Below are 22409 nucleotides of genomic sequence, written 5' to 3' on the forward strand. Positions count from 1 at the left end.
CCCTGTTTCCCGAGGCCTGAACGCGATGGCGATGCCACACGAATTTGATGTAATTGTAATCGGCGGCGGACATGCCGGTTGTGAAGCGGCCGCTGCAGCCGCACGCTATGGCGCGCGAACGGCTCTGGTCACGCACAAGCGATCGACAATCGGTGAAATGAGCTGCAACCCGGCCATCGGGGGCCTCGGAAAAGGCCATCTCGTGCGGGAAATCGATGCGCTGGACGGCCTGATGGGGCGCCTGGCAGACAAAGCCGGCATTCAGTTTCGCATGCTGAACCGGTCAAAGGGGCCGGCCGTTTGGGGACCGCGTGCGCAGATCGACCGGGCGCTCTACCGTGCAGCCATGCAGGCGGAGCTCGCCGACTATCCGAACCTGACCATTGTCGAGGATGGTGCGGAGGATTTGATCCTGGATGAGGGCGTACTGGCGGGTGTGACCGGTCTGACCGGCACGTCATACCGCGCGAAGAAGATCGTCATCACGACGGGCACATTTCTCAAGGGCATGATCCATATCGGCGAGAAGCGTATTCCGGCCGGCCGTGTGGGCGAGGCACCCGCGATCGGTCTTTCGGACCGTCTCTATTCGCTCGGCCTGCCAATGGGACGGTTGAAAACAGGCACGCCTGCCCGGCTCGACGGCAAGACGATTGCCTGGGAGCGGCTCGAAATGCAGCCAGCCGACGAGACGCCGATCCCGTTTTCCTATCTGACAGACGAGATCCGCGTGCCGCAGGTGGCGTGTGGTATTACGTGGACGACGCCGGAAACGCACGCGATCATCGCCCGGAATATCGGCCAGTCAGCCGTCTATTCGGGCGCGATTGCCGGGCGTGGACCGCGATATTGCCCCTCCATCGAAGACAAGGTCGACCGTTTCGCGGATCGCGATCGCCATCAGATATTCCTCGAACCGGAAGGACTCGAAGACGATACCGTCTATCCGAACGGCATTTCGACCTCGCTGCCGGAACCCGTCCAGGATCAGTTTATCCGGACCATTCCGGGACTCGAGGATGTAGTCATTCGCCAATATGCCTATGCGATTGAGTATGACTATGTCGATCCGCGCGCCCTGACGCCCGCATTGGAGGTTCGCGCCTTGCCGGGACTGTATCTGGCGGGCCAGATCAACGGGACGACAGGGTATGAGGAAGCGGGTGCCCAGGGGCTCGTCGCCGGCATGAATGCGGCGCGAAGCGCCGACGGGAAGGATGCCGTGATATTCGACCGGGCCGAGGCCTATATCGGAGTCTTGATCGACGATCTTGTGACGCGGGGCGTTACGGAGCCCTATCGCATGTTCACATCCCGCGCCGAATACCGCCTGGCCCTTCGCGCCGACAATGCAGACCAGCGTTTGACGCGAAAAGGCGTCGAATCCGGCATTGTGGGGCCGATTCGGGCCAAAGTGTTTCACGTGAAACAAGATGCATTAACCCGAGCGCGTGAAACGCTGCAGTCCCTGACCCTGTCTCCGGCCAAGGCCGCCCAGGCGGGATGGGAGATCAATCAGGATGGCCGTGTCCGGTCGGCCTGGGACTATCTCGCCTACAAGGATATCGACCTGGTGGCCCTGACGAAAGTCTGGCCGGAATTGTCTGACATGGCGCCCGCCATTGGCGCCCAATTGGAAATCGAGGCGCTTTACGCCGGATACTTGGAACGGCAGGCAGCGGATGTCGCGGCGCTTCGCCGGGATGAAAGCCTGACCCTTCCGGCAGGCCTGGACTATGCCGCCATCGGCGGGCTTTCGAACGAGGTCCGCCAGAAACTTGAAGCGATCCGCCCGGCAACGCTTGGCCAGGCGGGACGAATCGAAGGCGTGACCCCCGGCGCGCTGACGGCTTTGCTCAGTCACGTGAAACGCCGGGCAAGGGCGGTATGACCCGTGGGTGAGGGGAATGACCGCGCGGTATTTCTGGCCGCCCATGATGTTTCACGTGAAACGCAGGAGCGTCTCGACCGGGTGATCGACACGCTCGATGTGTGGCGCGTGAAGAGCAATTTGATCGGCCCACGCGAATGGCCGAACATCTGGCAGCGCCATGTGGCCGATTGCCTCCAGTTACTGGACCATATCACGGAAGACGCCCGTGTGGTGGACCTCGGATCGGGCGCCGGCTTTCCGGGACTGATCATCGCGGCCGCCCGGCCTGCGGGCCACGTGACGATGATTGAGAGCGTGGGGAAGAAGACCAACTTCCTTCGCGCCGCGATTTCGGCCGGCGATCTTTCGGCAAGTGTGATTCAGGGGCGCGTGGAATCGGCGGAGACCGTACCGGCAGATCTGGTGACCGCACGGGCCTTTGCGCCGCTTCCGAAGCTTCTGGACTATGCCGCACCCTGGATGAAAAAGGGTGCGGCAGGGCTATTCCTGAAGGGCGAACGCTGGGAAGAAGAATTGACGCAGGCCCAACAAAGGTGGAGTTTCGCGTATGAGGCGATTCCGAGTCGCAGTGGCGGTTCGGGCGTCGTATTAATCATAAGGGAGCTGCAAGGTGGCGACTAAGCCGAGAATTTTTGCGGTTGTGAACCAGAAGGGTGGCGTCGGAAAGACGACAACTTCGATCAATCTGGGCACAGCGCTGGCCGCCGTTGGCCGCCGGGTCCTGATCGTGGATTTCGATGCGCAGGGTAATGCCTCCACGGGACTCGGTATTTCCCGGCCAGACCGGACGCTGACGAGCTATGATCTCGTGGTCGATCGTGTCGCGATGGAGAAGACGGTTCTGTCGACCATCGTTCCGCGTCTCGACATCGTTCCCGGAGACGAGAACCTGTCGGGCGTCGAAACCGAACTTGCGACGGATGCGCGCCGGTCCTATCGCCTGCGTGACGCGCTGATGGATTACATCGACCGGGCCGAACACGGCGATCTGGTGAAATACGATTATATCCTGATCGATTGCCCGCCATCCCTGTCGTCCTTGACCCTGAATGCCATGACGGCAGCCGATGCGCTGCTTGTGCCGTTGCAGTGCGAGTTCCTGGCGCTGGAAGGCCTGTCCCAACTGATGCGGACGGTTGAGGCGGTGCGGTCCGGGCTGAATCCCAACCTGGAGATCCAGGGCGTTGTGCTGACCATGTATGACCGGCGCAACAACCTGTCGGATGAGGTGGCCGACCAGGTGCGGGCGCATTTCGGCAACAAGGTCTACAATACGGTCATTCCGCGCAATGTGCGGCTTTCAGAAGCGCCGTCCTTTGGCAAACCGGCCTTGCTGTACGACTATCGGTGTCCGGGAAGCGAGGCCTATATCCGTCTCGCGTCTGAAGTCCTGCAGCGCGAAAAGTCGAGAGCGGCCTGAACGATATGTCCGACGAAGCAAAGAGCAAACCGTCTCGTCTTGGCCGCGGCCTGTCTGCCCTGATGGGTGAGATTGATGCTGTCGGCGCGGTGCCTGCGACCGAGGGAGGCAAGCCGCGAGCGACCGTCTCGAACGAGATCGATATTGAGCTGATCCGCCGCAATCCGGCCCAGCCGCGGCGCTCATTCGACGAGGCTGCGTTGAACGAGCTTGCGGATTCTCTGAAGAGCAAGGGCGTGCTGCAGGCGATTCTCGTTCGGCCCGATCCGAAGGATAGCGGCAAGTACCAGATCATTGCCGGCGAACGACGCTGGCGGGCTGCCAAGCTGGCGGGCCTCAAATCCATCCCCGCGCTGGTGCGCGATATCGATGAGCTCGAACTGCTCGAAATCGGCATCATCGAGAACGTCCAGCGGGCTGACCTCAATCCAATTGAAGAGGCCGAGGCCTATGAGGCGCTGATGAAGCGCTTCGGGCGGACGCAGGACAGCCTGGCAAGCAGTGTCGGCAAGAGCCGTGTTCATATTGCAAACACGCTGCGGCTGCTGCAGCTGCCGGAAAGCGCCCGGGCCTTTGTGCGTGAGGGAAAGCTGAGTGCCGGGCATGCGCGTGCGGCGCTTGGCGCACCCGATCCCGAAGCATTGATCCGCATGGCGGCTGAAAAGGGTCTTAGCGTCCGTGATGTGGAAGCCAGGGCGAAGGATGCACGCGAAGGCGGGTCGATTGAGACCAAGTCTGCCAAGTCACCGGCGCCCGAAAAGGATGTCGATACCGAAGCGCTGGAAGCTGACCTGACGCGTACGCTGGGCCTCGCTGTTGATATCCGGCACGGGAAGGATGGCGGCGAGCTCAGGATCCGGTATCGCGACCTGGAACAGCTCGATGACGTGTGCCGCCGCCTGACGGCCAAACGCTAGATCAGTCCACCAGCGCGGCAGCATTGCCGAGCTCATTCATCAGTACACGAACAACAGGATCGGCGCTGCCGGATCCCGATTTCGCCTGGCTTTCGGCGTCGTAAATCCGCTCGAGAATCCGCAAGAGCCGCTTTTGCGGCCACTTGGCGAGACGCGCGCGAAAGGCTGGCCAGTCGCTTTGCCATACCGGCGGCCTGAGCTTCATGCCGGGCGCGCCTTCACCTGCTGCCATTCGCTTGTGCGCATCCAGCATCCTGAGCGTTTCGCTTTGCAGCGCGCGCAGGATCGAGATGGCGGATGTGCCCGCGATTTCGAGGCGCTGCAGGGCCGTATTGGCCGCGACGAGATCGCCGGACAATGTGGCCCGGATGGCGGCCGAGAGGTCATGATCAATATCGGTCGCAGACAGCGCGCGAATATCCATGAGCGTCACGTCGCGCCCGAGGCCGCGTGCATAAAGTGCAAGCTTTTCGATCTCGGAATTGGCGATGCCCCGATGGCCGGGCAGGTCTCCGGTGAAGGCTGATAGGGCAGAAGGATCGATCGTGGCACCGACCTCGAGCAGGGCGGCCTTGACCCGGTCCTCAATGTCGCCCGCTTCATCGGCAAACAATTGCAGACAGGCTGTGCGGTTGGCCGAACTGGCTGCAGCGCGCAGCTTTGATTTGGACGCCAGACTTCCGGCCTCGATAACCAGCCTGGCGGCGTAGCGGTGTTCGCCCGTGTCGCCTTCGGCAATGGCCTCGGCGAGCAGGGAGGCAATCTTGTCACCGCTCGTGCGGACGCGGATGACCCTTGGCTCGCCGAGCAGTGACACTGCCTCGAGATTATCGAACAGGAGTGCCGGATCTTTCTTGATCGCATCATCATCAAGCACGGACACTTCCAGTGCGCCGGTCCTGGGTGTCCAGGCCTTGACCAGGCTGGCGGATACGTCGCTGGCGAGGCCCTCATCGTCCCCGAAGGCCAGGACAGCCCAGATTGCCGGATCCGGCCTGCGGGAAAAGGTGATCGCCTGCTTGCCCTTTAGCAGCATCAGTTGGCGGAAAGCTGCAAACGCAGGTCGTCGACGATCTCTTTCGCCAGTTCCCGCATCGTCCGGTCATAGGCGCTGGTCTGTGCGGCGATGTCGCCATACGAGCTGGCCGGGACAGCGAAGTCAGTCTGGGCATCAACCCGGCCCGAAATGGCCCCGCTTTCCCGCGCAAGCACATAGCGGCCACTCGCGATCACGCTCGAGCGCGAGGCAGCGCCATCAGGCTTGAAGGCGAGCCGTGTGAGGTTCTCCTTCAGGACAACGTTCAGCGTGGCGGGCTCGGTCACACCAGGCAACCCGATCGCGAGTTCTTCCTGCAGGGCCCGGCGCAACATGTAACCGGACCGGCCGCGAATGGGCTCGACGGTAATCGGCCCGCCAGCAGCAAGCGCACTGGATACTGGCGCGTAGACGGGCTGGAAGCCGCAGGCGGCCAGCGAAAGAAGAAGCAGGGCGGCGAAAAGCTGTTTCATGCGACCACGATATTCACGATACGGCCGGGAACGACAATGGTTTTCTTGACGGCCTTGCCATGGATGAAGGCCGCAACATCCGGCTGGGCAAAGGCGGCCGCCTCGACCGCGTCATTTGCCAGCGTCTTCGAAACCGTGATTTCGCCACGGCGTTTGCCATTCACCTGAACAGCGATGGTGACAGTGTCGTCTTCCAGCAGGGCCGGGTCCGGTTTTGGCCAGCTTGCAGCCGAGACAAAGCCGGTTCCGCCAATCCGTTCCCAGCAGGTTTCAGCCAGGTGCGGCATGAATGGCGTCAGGCAGCGCGCCAGCATGGAGGCTGCTTCGTGCCGTGCACCGCGCGTGTCGTCGCTTCCGGTTTCAGCTTTCTTCAAGGCCGCTACCCATTCATGGATGCTGGCAACAGCAGAGTTGAAGCGGAACTCGTTGACTGCCTTGTCGATGGCGGCAACGGCCTTGTGCGATGCCTTGCGCAGGGCAATGGAGGCCGCGTCAGATCCGATGTCGCCTGTCGCGGTTTCGGGCAGGGCGTCAAAGACGCTCCAGATACGCTGGGTAAATCGCGCTGCACCTTCGGCGCCGGATTGGGTCCACTCGACATCACGCTCTGGCGGTGAATCCGACAGGACAAACCAGCGCGCCGTATCCGCGCCAAATGCCGTGATGATGGCATCCGGGTCGACAGTGTTCTTCTTCGACTTGGACATCTTCTCGATCGGTCCGACACTGGCCGGCTTGCCCGTTGCGATCTCGATCCAGTTGCCGTCTCTTTGTTCGACGTCGGAAGGCTCCAGCCAGTCACCACCGGCAGACCTGTAGGTCTCGTGGGTCACCATGCCTTGCGTGAACAGGCCCGCAAACGGTTCTCCGTTCGGAAGGTCAAGTTCGCCGATGTCGCGCATCGCCCGGGCGAAGAAGCGCGCATACAGCAGGTGGAGCACGGCATGCTCGACGCCGCCGACATACTGGTCGACCGGCAGCCAGTAGGCGCGCTCTGCCATATCGTCCGGGCTGGCGAAGCGGGCATAATACCAGGAACTGTCGACGAACGTGTCGAGCGTATCGGTCTCGCGGCGCGCCTTGCCATTGCAGTCCGGGCAGGCCGTGTGTTTCCAGGTCGGATGGCGTTCCAGCGGATTGCCCGGTGTGTCGAAGGTCACGTCGTCGGGCAGGCGAACCGGCAGGTCAGCCGCCGGCACGGGAACGATGCCACATGTCTCGCAATGGATGACGGGAATCGGACAGCCCCAATAGCGCTGGCGGGAAACACCCCAGTCGCGCAGACGGTAGTTCACCTTGCTCTCGCCGAGACGGAGGGATTCAATCTTTGCAATGGACTGCCGCTTGGCCTCGTCAATCGGCAAGCCATCAAGGAAGCCGGAATTGAAGATTGTGCCGACACCGGTATAGGCGTCGTCTTCGACGTTGAACGTTGCCGCGTCGGCATCCGGCGGCAAGACAACGGGGGTCACGGACAGGCCGTACTTGCGGGCAAACTCGATATCGCGCTGGTCATGCGCCGGGCAGCCGAATATGGCGCCGGTACCATAGCCCATCAGGACAAAGTTCGCGATCCAGACGGGCAGGGTGCGGCCCGGGTCAAACGGGTGCCGGACGGTGAGACCGGTATCGAAGCCAAGCTTCGGCGCCGTCTCGATGGCCTCTTCGCTCGTGCCCACGGCGGCGCACTCGGCGCGGAAAGAGGTAAGCGCGTCATTGTCTTTCGCGAGCTGCAGCGTCAGCGGGTGATCGGGTGACAGGGCGATGAAACTGGCGCCGAACAGCGTGTCGGGGCGGGTCGTGAAAATCTCGACACCGTTTTCGAAGCCCTCGGGCGTGTTTCCGGAAAAGGCAAAGCGCATCTGCAGGCCTTCGGACCGACCGATCCAGTTCGCCTGCATGGTGCGGACCTTTTCAGGCCAGCGTTCGAGTTTCTGCACCTCTTCCAGCAGGCTCTCGGCATAATGGGTGATGCGGAAGAACCATTGCGTCAATTCACGCTGTTCCACGATGGCGCCGGAGCGCCAGCCGCGGCCGTCAACCACCTGCTCATTGGCCAGGACGGTATTGTCGACCGGGTCCCAGTTGACCTTGCTGGCCTTGCGGTAGACGAGGCCCTTATCAAGCATCTTCAGGAACAGGTCCTGCTGCGCGCCATAATATTCCGGATCGCAGGTGGCAAACTCGCGGCTCCAGTCGAGCGACAGGCCCAGCTTTTTCAGCTGCGCGCGCATGGCGGCGATGTTTTCATAGGTCCATTTGCCGGGATGAACCTTGCGCTGAAGCGCGGCGTTTTCAGCCGGCATGCCGAAAGCGTCCCATCCCATCGGGTGCAGGACATTGAAGCCGTTGGCGCGCTTGTACCGCGCCACCACGTCACCCATGGCATAGTTGCGCACATGACCCATGTGAATGCGGCCGGACGGGTAAGGGAACATTTCGAGGATGTATGCCTTAGGCGCGTCCCCGGCCTCGGCAGGTGACTTTGCCCTGAACAGGTCTGCTGCGTCCCACGCGGCACGCCATCTGGTTTCCGCGGCCTGCGGATCATAACGGGTGGCCATGTCCCGCTCCTCTGGAAAAGGTTGATTGTCCGGCGTTCTAGCCGATTTGTGAAGCTTTCAGCGTTCGGGCGCGCTCAAGGATCTTGTTCTCGAGCTGGATTCCGGTTTCGGGATCAACGCTGGCGTCTGTCCAGGTTCCCTCCACATTGGTCTGGCGGAAGACCGACACCTTGACACCGTCCGCCCGGAGGCGCGTGTCGAGGATATAGACCGTCGCCTTGATCCGCTCGTCCGGGGAATCGGCGAATGACTTCCAGTCATAGACGACAAGGCCGCCGACGGGGTCGGCGCTCTGCACCGGCATGTTTTCGAACGTATCAAGCGTGGCGCGCCAGAGGTATGGATTGACCGTGCCGATATTCTGCTGGGTGATCTGGCCTTCGTTCTTCTTGCTGCCGCCGGATTGGCAACCGGAAACGATCAGCATGCCTGCCAGGGCGGCGGTGAGGATGTGTTTGACCATGGAGATTGTTCCTGAGTGCAAGACCTTGTTGACAGCAGTTTGTATAACAAGGGGAGTCCGGGCTCGCCAGTGCTGATGTGCCGTAGAGTGCCCAAGGTGTTTGCAGGAGAAAGACAATGTGGAAACCACTGACGCTGCTGGCTGTACTGGGTGTCGCGGCCAGCCCTGCAATCGCAGAGGAAGACTGGGACGTGTGGGAAACGGCACATGAAGCCGAAGGCGCCATCGCTGCGTCGTCCGCATCGGGTTCGCCCGTTACCATGCTGGGCGCTTTCGGGATATCCACGAACCGGGTTCTGGACAATGGGCTGGAGATCGGGGCGACAGGGCGGTTCGAAGTGCAGCACGACCATCCGGCTCGGGCCGGGTTCAGCGGCATTCCAGAGGGCTTCGAGGCTGTGGCCGGGGGGTGGCAGGGCGGTTTCAGCGGCCTGGCGGCAAGCGCCCGGCGCGAGCATGTCGGGACGCGCGGCCAGCTGGAGCAAGCCTATATCTATGCTGAAGGTGGCTATGGCGAAGTCAGGCTGGGGCGCGACAAGGGCGTGGCGGCCCGCTTCCACGAAGGCGCGCCGAGCGTATTTGTGAAGGCCGCAGCGGCCAACCCGGTGCTCGATCCAACCGGACAGGCCTATATTCGCACCGATCACGACCTGACGGGGCCCGCGCTGAAAGTGAGCTATGCGAGCCCGCGTATCCTCGGCGTGCGGGCAGGCGTGTCATTCACGCCCAGCGCGGATGTGCGCGGCCTGGACCGGGATCCGGCGCGGCGCCTGGCCGGAAGCCCGGAGCTCAGCATCGAATCGGCGGCAGAGGCATCCTTGAACGTGTCGCGGAAATTGCGCGAAAGCGGCGTCAGGCTGCAGGCTGCGCTGGCCTATAGCCGGGCAGATGTCAGCGCGTCGGTGACGCCGGATATCTATGGCACCATAGAAACATGGTCGGCTGGTGCATCGGCTGAATTCGATACGATCACGGTCGGCGCCAGCATCCTCGGCAGCAATAATGGCGTGGACAGCGGCCCCGGAGACTATTCGGCCTGGTCGATTGGTGTAACGAAGCGGGCATTCTCGATCGATTTTGGTGCCGACTATGGCGAGGCAACTGACGACCTGACTGGCCTGGAAAGCGAATCATGGAGCCTCGGCGCCGCCCGGGAAGTGCACGAAGGAGTGCGCATTGCGGCCGGGTATCGCAGCCAGACAACCCGCCAAAGGCGAACCGGAGTGATTTCAGTGCCCATGAATCGGGATTCTGCCGAAGGTGTTGTGTTAGAAATCACACTATCGCTTTAAAATGCCCGCCTCTCCGAATGTTAATCTTCTCTTAACCGGCTCGGATGACTATTCTTAAGCGCGAAGGTGTAGGAAATGAAATCGGGCTTGATCCTCTCTCTCACAGTGTTTTCAGCCATGCTGGCCCTGCCGGCAGTGGCCGATCCGTCTGTGCCTGGAGACATACTCAAGATCGAAGCACCCTCCCTTTCCGAAAGCAAGGCTGCGGAAGCTGACTGGTATCGCCAGTTTGCCCAGGCCAAGCCTGCAGACGCCAAGCCTTCGTGGCAGCCAGAATCGACCGATGACTTTTCCGTCCAGTTTGGCGGCAATGCCCGCTGGCAGCTGAATCTCGACATGTTGACCCGCGCGGATTCCTCGCCGCTTCCGCGAGAGCAGATGCAGGCTGGCGCCACATTCCGCGTGACACCCCGCTTCTCGGTTGGCGGTGAAGTCAGTCTGGGCGCCGAACGGTTGAATGACACATCGCAGTGGGAGGACAGCCAGGTTGAGACCGGTATTCGTCTCAAGTCGGCCTTCAAGTTCTGATTTTCTGCGTTCCAGCAAATTTAGCATCTGACCGCGCCTGACCATCGTCTTGCGCCGGGACATCGCTGTGCTCGTCGCGCCTAGAAAACCTGCGTGAGCGCATCCACGGCCGCGATGCCGGAAAAGCTTGCCACTTGCGCAGCATTTTCGGCGGAGACGCCGCCAAGGGCAAAAACCGGGCAAGCGCTGGCGCGCGCGATGGCTCGCAAGCGAAGAGCCCCAAGCGGCGCCCGGGCAGACGGGCTGTTTGACGCAAAGGCGGTCGAGACCAGCGCGGCATCGACGGGATAGCGGGCGAGCACGCGGAGCTCTTCGGGGGAATGGGCGCTCGCCGTCATCAGAGCAAACCGGCCCTGCCATTTGCGTGAGGCGGCGACTTTTGCGTGAGGCCAGTGAACGCCGTCTGCGCCAGTGGCCATTGCCAGAAGCGGGTCGGACGCAATCAGGAAGCAGAGCCCGCGCTCGCGGCAAATACGGGCCAGGGCGCTGGCCGTGCCTGCGGCATCAGACGCGCCGAAGTGGCGGTAGATCACGCCCCATCCGGCGGGCAGGCGCTTTGCTGTGGCAACAGGAACGGGCGTGCGGGACGGATCCGTCAAGAACAGGACGGGCGGCAGAGCGCCGGGCAAATGCGACCTGGCCGCGCGCGCGGCTGCCAGAAGCTTGCGCTTTGGCGAGGATTGGCGTTTCAAGGTCATCAGCATGACTGATACGGTTTCCCTCACACTTGCCAAGCGGCGCAGCGAGATTCTGGCGGAGCTGGCAGATGCGGCCACGCCGCCGCCTGTTCTGGTGGCCGTCTCCAAGACTCAACCGGACGAGAAAATCGAGGCGATGCTGGCGGCGGGCCAGCGCGTGTTTGGCGAAAACCGTGTACAGGAGGCACAGGCGCACTGGACCGGGCGGCGCGCGCAATTCCCGGATCTCGAATTGCGCCTGATCGGGCCGCTGCAGACCAACAAGGCCGAGGATGCCGTCGCGCTGTTTGACGTGATCGAGACGCTGGACCGGGAAAAACTGGCGCGGGCGCTGGCCAAGGCGATGGAAAAGGCCGGGCGAAACGTACCGGTGTTCATTCAGGTCAATACAGGCGAAGAACCGCAAAAGGCGGGCGTCCTGCCCGACGGGCTGGCCGGCCTGCTTGCGTTTGCGGCCGGAGACTGCGGCCTCGATGTGCAGGGGCTGATGTGTATTCCCCCCGTCGATGAGCCAGCGGGTCCGCACTTTGCGCTGCTGGCCAAGCTGGCGAAGCGCCATGGGCTTGCCGGCCTGTCGATGGGCATGAGCAGCGATTATGCGCTGGCCGCGCAGTTCGGCGCGACGCATGTGCGGATCGGCTCGGCCCTGTTCGGGGCGCGCTAGATGGCGATCTCGATGCGCGAGTCCGGCGTCAGGAAGCGCAGCACTGTGCGCAGGTCTGTCTCGGCGAGCGCGATGCAGCCTTCGGTCGGCTGGTAGGCTTCGCGGGCAAGATGCAGGAAGATGGCGCTGCCTTTGCCCGGCACGACCGGATCGTCATTGTAGCCGAGCTCGACAATGAGATTGTAGACATGATCGGCCCGCCAGAGCTTTTCCGCCGAGGCCGCGTAGGGCAGGGAGACGGGGCGGTTGTAGAGCGGATCATCCGGTGCATCGCACCAGCCGTCATGGGCCCGCAGCGGAACCATTGGCAGCCGGGTTTCAGGCGGGGCGGTCCGGTCAGGACGGTAGAACAGGCGGCGTGTCAGCCAGATGCCGATCGGCGAGGCGCCATCGCCTTCGCGCTTCAGGTCTGCGCCAATGACACCGCCGACGCCGAGCGCGCACTGGCAGGCGAAATCCATGCCGAAGAAGCTGCCATCGGCGCGGGCAATGAAGTGGCTGTTCACGGGCAACTCCCTGTGTTGTGATCGGCTGTCATTCACATTCTTATGACTTCTGCCGCCGTCTTGGATATGTGCAAGGCGAAATTGGACCGGATGGAGCGCCCATATGTCTGCAAAAAAGACAATCCTGCTCGTTGATGACGATAATGACCTGCGTGAGGCACTGGCCGAGCAGTTCGAATTGCATGACGGCTTTGAAACCCTGCAGGCGGCCAATGCGCGCGATGGCATCGAGACAGCCGTGGCCGAGCGGATCGATCTGATCCTGCTGGATGTCGAGATGCCCGACCTTGACGGCCGCGAAGCCTGCAAGCTGATGCGCCAGAAGGGCGTGCGCGCGCCGATCATCATGCTGACCGGGCAGGACGGGGATGCAGACACGATCCTGGGGCTGGATTCCGGGGCGAATGATTATGTCACCAAGCCGTTCAAGTTTTCCGTCCTGCTGGCGCGCGTCCGGGCGCATTTGCGCAGCTTTGAACAGTCGGAAGACGCGACCTTCCAGGTGGGGCCGTATGATTTCCGCCCGTCGATGAAGCTGCTGGTGACATCCGAGGGCCGCAAGGTGCGCCTGACGGAGAAGGAAACCAATATCCTGAAATATCTCTACCGCGCCGGCGGCAAGCCGGTGGCGCGCGAGGAACTCCTGTCGGAAGTGTGGGGCTATAATGCCGCCGTGACGACGCACACGCTGGAAACGCATATCTACCGCCTGCGCCAGAAGGTCGAGCCGGATCCGTCGCATGCGCGCCTCTTGCTGACGGATGCGGGCGGGTATCGGTTGCAGCCTTGAGACTTCCCCCTTCTCGCCTTGGGAAGAAGGGGGGATGAGGGGGCACCGGCCCGCGCGTCCACAGCCATAATCTCTTTGCAGCAATGCCCCCTGACACCTGGCCCCTTGCTCGGGCCATCTCAGTGCGATGACTGGTCCTCACAAGCCCGAGGGAGAGGGGTGCGCCCGTAACCGGGAACACCTCCCGGCGCCCGGCATGCCAGTCTGACAAGCGTGTCGGACTCAGCTTGAATTGTCCCACTTTTCCAGCGCGAAGTTGAGCAATCCCGGCAGGACCGTGGCGATCAGCCCGAGTTCGGGTCGGAGGCGATAGGCACTGGCCATCGGCAGGGCGACAGGTCTTGGGTCGCCGCCTTCCTGCTGGCGGGCAAGGCTGGGCGCGAGGCGTTTGGCATAGCGTTCCGGCGCTTCGAGCACCTTGTAGAGCGCAGAGACGCGCGCGAGGAAGGGCGCGGCAGGGACCGGGCCGCTTGCCCGGACGCTGCCCGGAAACAGCATGGACGCGTCCGGGTCGACATCCGGCTGGACCCTTCCTTACAGGGCGAATCGGCGCGGGGCCGGGAAGGTGACGATCTCGGTGCCCTCGGGGAGCGGCGTGGGGGTGGCACAGGTGAGGCGGGTCCGTGGGCGGACCGCTGGCAGGGTGAGCGCCAGGGCCATCAGGGTGAGCAACCTCCGCACGATGATTTCGAACTGTTTCAACCGGCCCATGGCCTTCTGCTTGAGACTGCGCCGCAGTGTGAGCGGGCGCAGGTGGGCATTGGTCATGTTGATCATCGCCCACAGCGCGAGCCGCGCCTGTTCGAGGCCATGATGGATGATGTCGGGCGGATGGCTCATGGGGCCCAGTATAGCGCGAGTGGGATATGGGTTGGAAAAGGGCGTGGAGAGAGCACGCCCTTCTCCCTTGGCAGAACGGTTGGAGATGAGGGGTAGCGGAAGTCGCGGCGAGGGCCGTGTTTGCGGGGTGTCCTGGACCCCTCACCCCCGGCCCCTCAGGGGCGCGCGGGAGGCGAGTTCCTTTCTCCAACGGCATGAGGTCCCGGCGTTCGCCAGGAGCGCGGCGCCTCGGCGAAGCCACGGGTAAGGATGGCGGACGGGCCTGTCATGGCGGCCGGTATAGGCCGGGCGGGGATCAGGTGGGGGAAGGTGTGGGATAGACCCCTTTGCCGCGGCGGCCCGGCAAGCGGCGATCGTCTGCGTCTTCGCCTGCGTCCGGGCCGAGGCCGACACCTGTTCCCGCGTTGCCATCACCCGATGCGCCGCCGATATCGAAGCCGGGGCGGTCGACGGGGGCGGGCGATGTGTCTGCGGGTTTGTCAGTTTTCTTTGTGGTTGGCGTCTCGGGTTTTTTGCTGGTCATGATCTTGTTCCTCGCGGGTGGGTTGGGTGGCGTATCTGGCGGCTGTCGTCCGCTTACAACTCGCCGGTACGGATCGTTTCCGCGCCCTTGACGTGATTGCGCTTGCCGAGGGTCGTCTCCAGGACGTGCTGCAATTTCTTCGCGGCGCCCGACCAGGCGCCTTCGAGCGTGTCGGCCTCGTCGCTGGCCACCTCCGGCTGGCGGCCCTCGATGCGGGCTTCGATGAGGCAACGTTTGTCATGCGCGCCGGACTTGTCCGCGTTCCCATCGCTGAGATGCACTTCGATGCGGGAGATGTGCTCGCTGTAGCGGTCGAGACGGGTGTGGATCTCTGTCGAAATGTGGGCAGAGAGCTCTTCGCTACCCTCTACGTTTTCGTCGGTGTTGATCTGGATATGCATGACTGACTTTCTTTCTGAGACCACCGCCCACCGGGGAGACGCCGAAAAGGGGGAGGTCGATTGCTGTTTCCGACCCGGGCCAGTGTGAAAAGAGATCGACCGGCTCGCGGACAATTGAACCATAGCACAGTTCGGTGCTGTCAGGTTGATCCATGTCTATGCACTATTCGACGAGGATCAGCTTGAGTAGGGCGGGAAATGGGTTGGGGAAGGCGCGGGAGTGACGCCGCATCCCCGGCGAAGGCCGGGGTCTCCTGCGGCTGGTCCGGTCTTTAATTGCGTGAGGTCCCGGCGTTCGCCGGGAGTGCGGGCGCTGGGGGTAATGGCTAAACGCTCACCTTGACGCTGATCGGGGCGTGGTCGGAGGGTTTCCAGCCGCCGCGCCAGGCGAGGTGGACACGGTAGGTGTCGATCTTGGTGTTTGGCAGGGCGTCCGGATTGGCCCAGATATGATCGAGGCGGCGGCCCTTGTTGGCGGCGGCCCAGTCCTTGGCGCGATAGCTCCACCAGGAATAGAGCTTCTGTTCGTCGGGCACCGCGAGGCGGGCAATGTCGGCAAAGGCGGCGGTCTGGCGCGAGTCTTCGAGGAGGCCGGTTTCGACCGGCGTGTGCGACACGATCTTCAGGAGCTGTTTGTGCGACCAGACATCGTTCTCGTGCGGGGCGACGTTGAGGTCGCCGACGAGGAGGCGCGGGGCCCGGGGGAGCGTCTTGTAGCCCCTGCCCAGCTTTTCGAGGAAATCGAGCTTGTGGGCGAACTTGTCATTCTTGACCGGGTCCGGCTCGTCGCCGCCGGCGGGCAGGTAGATATTGTGGATTTCGAGCCCGCCCACGCGCGCCGCAATGGCGCGGGCATGGCCGTGGCGGCAGAGGTCCGGCACGTCGACCCGCTCAAGCGGCAGGCGCGAGGCGATGGCGACGCCGTGATGGCCGCCTTTCTGCCCGTTGAGGATCAGGTGCTTGAAGCCCATTTCGCGGAACTGCTTTTCCGGGAATTCGCCATCCTGGCACTTGGTTTCCTGCAGGCAGATGACATCAGGCGCCTCGGCGGCAACAAAGCCGGCGACATTCGGCGCGCGCAGGCGCACAGAGTTGATGTTCCAGCTGACGATCTTGAGCGGTTTGGCCATGTTCAGGTGCGTACCACCGATCCCTGAAACGTCAACGCGCCCGAACGCGGGGGAGTTCGGGCGCGCCTGACGCAAGTTTCAACGTCTCACCGGCAAGGGAGGTCCGGCGGCGATGTCACGGGAGTTCACAGCGGGGGGTCAATTGCTGCGCGGGGTGTCCGTTTCATCGACAGTTGCAAAGATGTCACGCTTGCAGAGATAATCAAGTAAATTATGCGTTAGTTGGTTGCTTTTCCCGTTTTTGACAGTTTCGCAACGCGCATCCAGGCGGATGCGCGCCGAAAAGAATGCCTATTCGTCGTCGAAATCCTTGAGGATGAAGAGGCGCGGGTTGAGCTTCTTGCCATATTCGACATCAACCAGCTGGACCGAGGTGATGTTGCCGCCGGTATCCTCGGTGCGCCAGCCGAGCAATTCCTTTGTGACATCCGACAGGACGAGGGTCAGCGTGCCGTCCATCTCGCCGGACCTGTCGCGGAGCGTGACGCCGATGCGGCCATTGGCACGGACGACGTCGAGCACCTGGGCTTCGTTTTCGAAATCGAGGCTGTCATCGAGCAGGAGAGAGAGCGGCGTCGAGCTGAGGGGCACGCGGTCGGTTGTTTCCAGTTCGCTGTCCTGCATGGCAACGGTCGCGCCATTGCTGACGATAAGGATCGGGGTCGGGTCGTCATAGTCGAAGCGCACCTTGCCGGGACGCGAGAGGGCGAAGCTGCCGGTGGACACGGTATAGTCGGGGGCAAGCTGTTCGAACTTGCCGCGCGCGGTCCTGACCTCGGTCATCGCCTGCGAAACGCTCTTGAGGATGGCCGAGCGTTCCTGTGCGGTCAGCGCCGAGGTGGTGGCCGGGGCGGTCACGGGAGGCGCGACCGGGACCGCGTCCTGGAGGGAAACGGCGAGCGGTGCGGTGGCAATGGCGGTGATCGCGCCGAGGGTTGTCAGCAGATTCATCATGGGAATGGCCTCCTTTGACCATGGGTATCAACTTAATGGTCTGAACCTCACCTAAACAGGGCAGGATCAAGGTATTTCGGCCGCTTTTCGTTGGCAGCCGTTCAGGTAGGGAGCCCGACGGGCGGAAACCGGACGGGAGATGAACATGGCTTGCGGGTTTGCGGTTGCGGCGCGATTACAGACTGCCTTGCGCATCGCCGCCTGCGGGCCCATCTTTGCGCCCGTATATAAAGGCCCGTACATAAAGGAATGCCACCCATGCCCGACACGGCCCCGCTCAATACCAAGGACAGCACCGACCAGGATTTCATGGCCGATGTGGTCGAAGCCTCGAATACGCAGCCGGTGATCGTCGACTTCTGGGCGCCGTGGTGCGGGCCGTGCAAGCAGCTCGGCCCGGTGATCGAGCGCGTGGTCGATGCCCGGAAGGGCGCGGTCAAGCTGGTGAAGATCAATATCGACGAGAACCCGGCCTATGCCGGCCAGCTCGGCGTGCGTTCCATCCCGGCCGTATATGCCTTCGACAAGGGCCGCCCGGTCGATGCGTTCCTCGGCGCGCTGCCGGAGGGACAGGTCAAGGCCTTTGTCGACAAGCTGCTGACCGGCACCGACAGCGCGCAGGTGATTGCCGAGGCGCTGGCGCAGGCCGAAGCGGCCAGCCAGGCGGGCGATATCAGCACCGCTGCGCAGATCTATGCCAGCGTGATCCAGGAAGACCCGGACAATGTGACCGCGATTGCAGGGCTTGCGCGGTGTTACCTGGCCAATGGCGACAAGGAGCGCGCTAGCGCGACGCTCGATATGCTGCCGGAATCGGCCAGGCACGATAGTGCCGTCAAGGGCGTCCGCACGGCGATCGAGCTGATGGCCGACGCGCCCGAGCCGGGCGAGTTCGACGCATTGCTGAGCGCGGTGAGCGCGGCGCCGGAGGATCACGCCAAGCGTTTCGAGCTGGCGGAGAAATATGTCGGCACCCAGCGCTACAAGGATGCCATCGACCATTTGCTGATCATCCTCGGCGCGAAACTCGACTGGGAAGGCGGCAAGGCGAAGGAAAAGCTGCTACAAGTGTTCGAAGCCGCCGGGCCGACCGATCCGGCGACTGTCGAGGGTCGGCGCCGGCTGGCATCGCTGATGTTTGCCTAAACCGGCATTCGGCCCACCTTGGTATCCATGACGGAGACAGGAACAGGACCGATGAGCGCGGGACATTACCGGAAGACGAGCGACCTGCCGGAGGTGTTGGCCGTGTTTCCGCTGCCCGGCGCGCTGTTATTGCCGCGCTGGCAATTGCCGCTCAACATTTTCGAGCCGCGCTACCTGAACATGATCGACGATGCCATATCGGGCTCGCGGCTGATCGGGATGGTGCAGGCCATGGGCGGACCGAAAGCGCGTCCGGGCCTTGCCGATGTCGGTTGCGCGGGGCGGATCACATCCTATTCGGAGACCGAGGACGGGCGCTATCTCATCACGCTGACCGGCATTGCGCGCTTTGCGATCCGTGACGAGCTTGACGTGACCACACCCTATCGCAAGGTCAGGCCGGACTGGGCGCCCTATGAGTCCGACCTGTTTCCAGCCAATGACACGGACCTGCCGAGCCGGGACAAGCTGGTCGGCGCGCTGAGGGCCTATGTTGCGATCAACAAGATGGAGGCCGACTGGTCGGCGGTGGAAGACGCGCCGCTGGAGACGCTGGTCAACGCCCTGTGTTCGGGATGTCCGTTCTCGACCATTGAAAAGCAGGCGCTGATCGAGGCACCGACCTTGAAAGCGCGCGCTGAAACGCTCATTACTCTGCTCAGAATGGATGTTCCGGGCAATGATGGCGGAACCATGCAATAGGACGGACACTGAATGAGCAGCGAAGCGACTGGCAAGCCGGAACGGGGATCGGGCGTGGATCCGCGCCTCCTGGAAATCCTGATCTGCCCGGTGACGCGCCAGACGCTGACCTATGACCGCGCGGCCGGCGAACTCGTGTCGAAGAAAGCCAGGCTCGCCTATCCGATCCGCGGCGGCATTCCGATCATGCTGGCCGACGAAGCGCGCGACCTCGACACAGGCGCGCCAGAGGGAGATGAGTCATGAGCGCGCCCGCCTGGCCGGTGCGGCTGACATTCGCCCGCACGCGGCGCGAACTGGTGGCCGATTTCGATGACGGTTCGTCCGGATCGGTTGGTTTCGTACGCCTGCGGGAAAACAGTCCCTCGGCCGAAGTGCAGGGACATGGCGCGGGACCGAAGCCGGTCCAGCCGCCGGTGGCGCCGGACATTACGGTCGAACGGGCCGAGCCGGTGGGCCGCTATGCGGTCAGGATTATCTTCTCGGACGGGCATTCAAGCGGTCTTTATACCTGGGACCTGCTGAAGCGCCTGACGGTTGGGGTCTAGATCAGAGTGCTGATTTCAGGAATCAGCACTCTGATCCAGAATTTCTTGTTGGTCGCAGCGTGTCCCCGAAAACCGGGTCCACTTTTCGGCACGCTGCTCTAACGCATCAGGCTTGGCAGGTCTGCCTGGTCGGCGCTGGCCTGACGGGCCATGGCGCGGCGGACGGGGCCGATCCTGCTGGCCGCGATGAGGGCGATCCCGCGCAGGGGTTTCAGGACCGCATTGTCGTTTGAAAAGACCCGGTCGACGCCATCCATGAACATGGCCGTCGTGGTGGCATCAAACCGGCGCCATTGCTGGTAGCGGTGCAGGCTCGTATCGGCGCCCGGATCGAGGCCCACGCTGCGCGCCTCTGTCATCACATCAATGAGCGCGCCGACATCCTTGAAGCCGAGATTCAGTCCCTGGCCGGCCAGCGGGTTGATCCGGTGGGCCGCGTCGCCCAGCAGGGCCGTTCGCGGGCCGACCATTTTCGTCGCCAGCTGGAGATGCAGCGCGTAGGCGAGCGGCGGGCCGTCAAGTTTCATCTCGCCGGCAAAACCGGCAAAGCGGGCATTCAGCTCCGCTTCAATGTCGGCGACGGGCATGGCGGCCATGGCTTCGGCCGCGCCGGTCTTCATGTACCAGGCGAGGTTTGCACGATTTCCGGGCAGCGGGAGGGTCGCAAAAGGGCCTTCGGGCGTGAACAGCTGGCGCGCGAGGCCGTTATGAGGCCGCGAAAGCTTAACGTCGGCGGCGAAGACCGACTTCCCGTAGGCGCGCCCTTCAGTGGTGATACCGAGCGCGTTGCGCACGCCCGATTTCATGCCGTCGCAGGCGGCCACGAGGCCGGCATCAATCGTGTGTCCGTCATCCAGGATTATGCGGGCATGGGCCGGATGGGGCGTGAGGCCGGTGAACCGCGTATTGCGCAGCCATGTCAGGTTTGGTGTGGCAGCGGCGACATCATCCAGTGCAACCTGCAATGCGGCAGCCGGGACCATCTGGCCGAGCGGTTCGCCCTGTGCGTCCTCGGGAAGGTCGTCTGTACCAAACAGGACAGAGGGCGCGCCCATCCAGTGGCGCCCGCCATCAATGGCCTCAAGGCCCATCAGCGGCTGGGTGTGGCCTTCCAGCGCCGGATGCACGCCCGCCGCACCCAGGAGGCGCCAGCTGCCGCGCACGATGGCGAAATTGCGCGTGTCCGGGGGAGGGGTTGCGGCCGGGTCGCGGGCATCGACCAGCACAGTCTGGAATCCGGCCTGCGCCGCAAGGATGGCGAGCGACGTGCCGACGGGGCCGGCACCAATGACGGCCAGCTCGGCCTTCAGGGAGGGGGCGGAAGTCGTATCAGTCATTGCATCAAGGTAGTGGGCGGTAACCAAACCGTCCAGCGATGACGCAGAATTGGGCGATTGGCCGCAACCCTGCACAGGGATTGACCACGCGGGCCCAGAATCCGCCCTGACCCCGGCACCGCAAGCGACTTTCGCCGGGCGGCTCAATCATATCAGCAATGGGAGAGCGCGGGGGGTCCCGAGCTCCATGGTCATTGACGAAGGAGGGGCCAGAGATGGGCCAGACAATAGGAAGATGGATACGCGGGGCAGCCTTGCTGCCTGTCGCGCTGACAGTGGGGGTCCTGGCCTATGCCCAGGAAGACGACCTCTCCGCGCGGCTTGCCGCACTGGAAGAGAGCGTGAATGGCAGCGCCAGCGCGTATGTCGACAATAGCTACCTGTTCCTGATTGGCGGCATCATCGTGATGCTGATGGCTGCAGGTTTCTGCATGCTGGAAGCCGGTCTTGTCCGTTCAAAGAACGCTGCAATGCAGTCGACCAAGAACGTTGCACTCTATTCCATCGCGGGCCTGATGTTCTGGGTCGTCGGCTACAACATGGCCTACCCGGCTGAAACCGTGCTCAACGGCCTGCTCGGCACCACGCCCGGACCCTGGTCTGGCGGGGACCTCAGTGTCCAGAGCGAGGCCGGCTATGCGCCAGCCTCCGACTGGTTCTTCCAGATGGTGTTTGTGGCAACGGCCGCCTCGATCGTTTCGGGCACCGTGGCCGAACGGGTCAAGCTGTGGCCCTTCCTGATCTTTACCGCCGTGCTGACGGCCTTCATTTATCCGATCGTCGTGTCCTGGGAATGGGGCGCCGGCTATCTCGATACCGTCTGGGGCTTCTCTGACTTTGCCGGTTCCACCCTTGTCCACTCCGTGGGCGGCTGGGCAGCTCTCGTCGGTGCCATCGTGATCGGTCCGCGCGCCGGAAAGTATTTTGGCAAGCAGATCAACCCGATGCCGGGTTCGAACATCCCGCTCGCGGCGCTCGGTACGTTCATCCTCTGGTTCGGCTGGTTCGGCTTCAACGGTGCCTCGCAGCTGGCTGCGGGCACGGCAGCAGACATCAACTCCGTGGCGCAGATCTTTGCCAATACGAACATGGCGGCTGTTGGCGGCGTGCTCGCGGCGATGATCACCACGGCCGTGATGTACAAGGGCAAGGTCGACGCCACCATGGTGTTCAACGGGGCCATTGGCGGCCTCGTGTCGATCACGGCAGAACCGCTGATGCCAAGCATGGGCCAGGCTGTGCTGATTGGTGGCGTGGGCGGCGTGCTCGTGGTCCTGTCCGTGCCGCTTCTCGACAAGTTCAAGATCGACGATGTTGTCGGCGCCATCCCGGCTCACCTCGTGTGCGGCATCTGGGGCACGATGATCGTTGCGGCGACAAACAGCGGCGCCACCTATCTCGGACAGTTTGTCGGCGTTGCGCTGACCGGCGTGTTCGTTGTCGCCGCCTCGGCTGTCGTCTGGCTGCTGCTCAAGTTCACCATCGGTGTGCGCTGCAGCCTTGAGGCCGAAGAGATGGGTCTCGACAAGGCAGAGATCGGCCTTGAAGCCTATCCGGAATTCGCTCGGGGCTGAGGGGGCTTC

General features: G+C 63.1%; 26 protein-coding genes. 13 read left to right on the forward strand and 13 right to left on the reverse strand.

Going from position 1 to position 22409, the window contains the following annotated elements:
- Window positions 1-31 precede the first annotated feature (31 nt).
- Genes mnmG through VR74_RS03620 form a run of 4 tightly spaced genes read left to right on the forward strand, consistent with a single transcriptional unit; the run spans window position 32 to window position 4231 of the window.
- Window positions 32-1891: a tRNA uridine-5-carboxymethylaminomethyl(34) synthesis enzyme MnmG gene (gene mnmG / locus VR74_RS03605; RefSeq protein WP_366462115.1), complete on the forward strand. Its 1860-nt coding sequence runs from the start codon at window positions 32-34 to the stop codon at window positions 1889-1891.
- A gap of 3 nt (window positions 1892-1894) precedes the next feature.
- Window positions 1895-2515 carry a 16S rRNA (guanine(527)-N(7))-methyltransferase RsmG gene (rsmG, locus tag VR74_RS03610; RefSeq protein ID WP_045694494.1) on the forward strand — a complete coding sequence of 207 codons (621 nt, stop codon included), beginning with the start codon at window positions 1895-1897 and terminating at the stop codon, window positions 2513-2515.
- Window positions 2505-3314 carry a ParA family protein gene (locus VR74_RS03615; RefSeq protein WP_045694495.1) on the forward strand — a complete coding sequence of 270 codons (810 nt, stop codon included), beginning with the start codon at window positions 2505-2507 and terminating at the stop codon, window positions 3312-3314. The genes rsmG and VR74_RS03615 overlap by 11 nt, the downstream gene beginning before the upstream one ends.
- Window positions 3315-3319: 5 nt before the next feature.
- Complete coding sequence (locus VR74_RS03620; protein WP_045694496.1) at window positions 3320-4231, forward strand: ParB/RepB/Spo0J family partition protein; 912 nt, start codon at window positions 3320-3322, stop codon at window positions 4229-4231.
- Window position 4232: 1 nt separating this feature from the next.
- On the opposite strand, the gene holA is transcribed toward VR74_RS03620, so the two are convergent.
- The 4 genes from holA to VR74_RS03640 are packed head-to-tail and all read right to left on the reverse strand — an operon-like array spanning window position 4233 to window position 8767.
- Window positions 4233-5267: a DNA polymerase III subunit delta gene (gene holA / locus VR74_RS03625; RefSeq protein WP_045694497.1), complete on the reverse strand. Its 1035-nt coding sequence runs from the start codon at window positions 5265-5267 to the stop codon at window positions 4233-4235.
- On the reverse strand, window positions 5267-5740 hold the full coding sequence (gene lptE, locus VR74_RS03630) for an LPS assembly lipoprotein LptE (RefSeq protein ID WP_299949511.1): 474 nt from the start codon (window positions 5738-5740) through the stop codon (window positions 5267-5269). The genes holA and lptE overlap by 1 nt, the downstream gene beginning before the upstream one ends.
- Window positions 5737-8304, reverse strand: a complete 2568-nt coding sequence (gene leuS / locus VR74_RS03635) for a leucine--tRNA ligase (protein ID WP_045694498.1) — start codon at window positions 8302-8304, stop codon at window positions 5737-5739. Before leuS ends, lptE begins: the two co-directional genes overlap by 4 nt.
- A gap of 37 nt (window positions 8305-8341) precedes the next feature.
- Window positions 8342-8767: a DUF3576 domain-containing protein gene (locus VR74_RS03640; protein WP_045694499.1), complete on the reverse strand. Its 426-nt coding sequence runs from the start codon at window positions 8765-8767 to the stop codon at window positions 8342-8344.
- 116 nt (window positions 8768-8883) lie between these two features.
- Here VR74_RS03640 and VR74_RS03645 point away from each other — a divergent pair, with 116 nt between their 5' ends.
- The gene (locus VR74_RS03645) at window positions 8884-10059 is read left to right on the forward strand and encodes a porin (RefSeq protein ID WP_045694500.1); all 1176 of its coding nucleotides are present in this window, start codon (window positions 8884-8886) and stop codon (window positions 10057-10059) included.
- 75 nt (window positions 10060-10134) lie between these two features.
- On the forward strand, window positions 10135-10587 hold the full coding sequence (locus VR74_RS03650) for an NtrZ family periplasmic regulatory protein (protein WP_045694501.1): 453 nt from the start codon (window positions 10135-10137) through the stop codon (window positions 10585-10587).
- Between the two features lie 80 nt (window positions 10588-10667).
- Here the strand turns inward: VR74_RS03650 and VR74_RS03655 are convergent, their stop codons facing one another.
- Window positions 10668-11291 (reverse strand): thiamine phosphate synthase, encoded by a 624-nt coding sequence (locus VR74_RS03655; protein ID WP_299949513.1) that lies wholly within the window; start codon window positions 11289-11291, stop codon window positions 10668-10670.
- Between VR74_RS03655 and VR74_RS03660 the strand changes: the two genes are divergently transcribed.
- On the forward strand, window positions 11290-11949 hold the full coding sequence (locus tag VR74_RS03660; RefSeq protein WP_045694503.1) for a YggS family pyridoxal phosphate-dependent enzyme: 660 nt from the start codon (window positions 11290-11292) through the stop codon (window positions 11947-11949). The genes VR74_RS03655 and VR74_RS03660 overlap by 2 nt on opposite strands.
- On the opposite strand, the gene VR74_RS03665 is transcribed toward VR74_RS03660, so the two are convergent.
- On the reverse strand, window positions 11946-12410 hold the full coding sequence (locus tag VR74_RS03665) for a L,D-transpeptidase family protein (protein ID WP_045694541.1): 465 nt from the start codon (window positions 12408-12410) through the stop codon (window positions 11946-11948). The two genes, VR74_RS03660 and VR74_RS03665, sit on opposite strands and share 4 nt — an antisense overlap.
- Before the next feature lie 148 nt (window positions 12411-12558).
- On the opposite strand from VR74_RS03665, the gene VR74_RS03670 reads away from it, so the two are divergent.
- Window positions 12559-13245, forward strand: coding sequence for a response regulator transcription factor (locus VR74_RS03670; protein ID WP_045694505.1), 687 nt, complete (start codon window positions 12559-12561; stop codon window positions 13243-13245).
- A gap of 222 nt (window positions 13246-13467) precedes the next feature.
- Here VR74_RS03670 and VR74_RS03675 read toward each other — a convergent pair whose 3' ends face one another.
- The 6 genes from VR74_RS03675 to VR74_RS03700 form a co-directional block, all read right to left on the reverse strand.
- Window positions 13468-13743 (reverse strand): hypothetical protein, encoded by a 276-nt coding sequence (locus VR74_RS03675; RefSeq protein WP_045694507.1) that lies wholly within the window; start codon window positions 13741-13743, stop codon window positions 13468-13470.
- A gap of 36 nt (window positions 13744-13779) precedes the next feature.
- A complete protein-coding gene (locus tag VR74_RS03680; protein ID WP_045694508.1) occupies window positions 13780-14085 on the reverse strand; it encodes a hypothetical protein in 306 nt (101 codons plus the stop codon).
- A gap of 295 nt (window positions 14086-14380) precedes the next feature.
- A complete protein-coding gene (locus VR74_RS03685) occupies window positions 14381-14608 on the reverse strand; it encodes a hypothetical protein (protein ID WP_299949517.1) in 228 nt (75 codons plus the stop codon).
- A 53-nt stretch (window positions 14609-14661) separates the two neighbouring features.
- On the reverse strand, window positions 14662-15009 hold the full coding sequence (locus VR74_RS03690) for an HPF/RaiA family ribosome-associated protein (RefSeq protein ID WP_045694510.1): 348 nt from the start codon (window positions 15007-15009) through the stop codon (window positions 14662-14664).
- Window positions 15010-15335: 326 nt separating this feature from the next.
- Window positions 15336-16139, reverse strand: coding sequence for an exodeoxyribonuclease III (locus tag VR74_RS03695; RefSeq protein WP_045694543.1), 804 nt, complete (start codon window positions 16137-16139; stop codon window positions 15336-15338).
- A gap of 291 nt (window positions 16140-16430) precedes the next feature.
- Window positions 16431-17093 carry an outer membrane lipoprotein carrier protein LolA gene (locus tag VR74_RS03700; RefSeq protein ID WP_045694512.1) on the reverse strand — a complete coding sequence of 221 codons (663 nt, stop codon included), beginning with the start codon at window positions 17091-17093 and terminating at the stop codon, window positions 16431-16433.
- A gap of 258 nt (window positions 17094-17351) precedes the next feature.
- On the opposite strand from VR74_RS03700, the gene trxA reads away from it, so the two are divergent.
- Genes trxA through VR74_RS03720 form a run of 4 tightly spaced genes read left to right on the forward strand, consistent with a single transcriptional unit; the run spans window position 17352 to window position 19489 of the window.
- Entirely contained in the window at window positions 17352-18239 is an 888-nt protein-coding gene (gene trxA / locus VR74_RS03705; protein WP_299949519.1) for a thioredoxin, read from the forward strand.
- Between the two features lie 51 nt (window positions 18240-18290).
- Window positions 18291-18941, forward strand: a complete 651-nt coding sequence (locus VR74_RS03710; protein WP_045694515.1) for an LON peptidase substrate-binding domain-containing protein — start codon at window positions 18291-18293, stop codon at window positions 18939-18941.
- Between the two features lie 12 nt (window positions 18942-18953).
- The gene (locus VR74_RS03715; protein WP_045694516.1) at window positions 18954-19187 is read left to right on the forward strand and encodes a Trm112 family protein; all 234 of its coding nucleotides are present in this window, start codon (window positions 18954-18956) and stop codon (window positions 19185-19187) included.
- On the forward strand, window positions 19184-19489 hold the full coding sequence (locus VR74_RS03720) for a DUF971 domain-containing protein (protein ID WP_045694517.1): 306 nt from the start codon (window positions 19184-19186) through the stop codon (window positions 19487-19489). The genes VR74_RS03715 and VR74_RS03720 overlap by 4 nt, the downstream gene beginning before the upstream one ends.
- Before the next feature lie 98 nt (window positions 19490-19587).
- Here VR74_RS03720 and VR74_RS03725 read toward each other — a convergent pair whose 3' ends face one another.
- The gene (locus tag VR74_RS03725) at window positions 19588-20826 is read right to left on the reverse strand and encodes an FAD-dependent monooxygenase (RefSeq protein ID WP_045694519.1); all 1239 of its coding nucleotides are present in this window, start codon (window positions 20824-20826) and stop codon (window positions 19588-19590) included.
- A 215-nt stretch (window positions 20827-21041) separates the two neighbouring features.
- Between VR74_RS03725 and VR74_RS03730 the strand changes: the two genes are divergently transcribed.
- Window positions 21042-22400 carry an ammonium transporter gene (locus tag VR74_RS03730; RefSeq protein ID WP_045694521.1) on the forward strand — a complete coding sequence of 453 codons (1359 nt, stop codon included), beginning with the start codon at window positions 21042-21044 and terminating at the stop codon, window positions 22398-22400.
- Window positions 22401-22409 lie beyond the last annotated feature (9 nt).

This window comes from Hyphomonas sp. BRH_c22, assembly GCF_000961795.1.
Classification (GTDB): domain Bacteria; phylum Pseudomonadota; class Alphaproteobacteria; order Caulobacterales; family Hyphomonadaceae; genus Hyphomonas.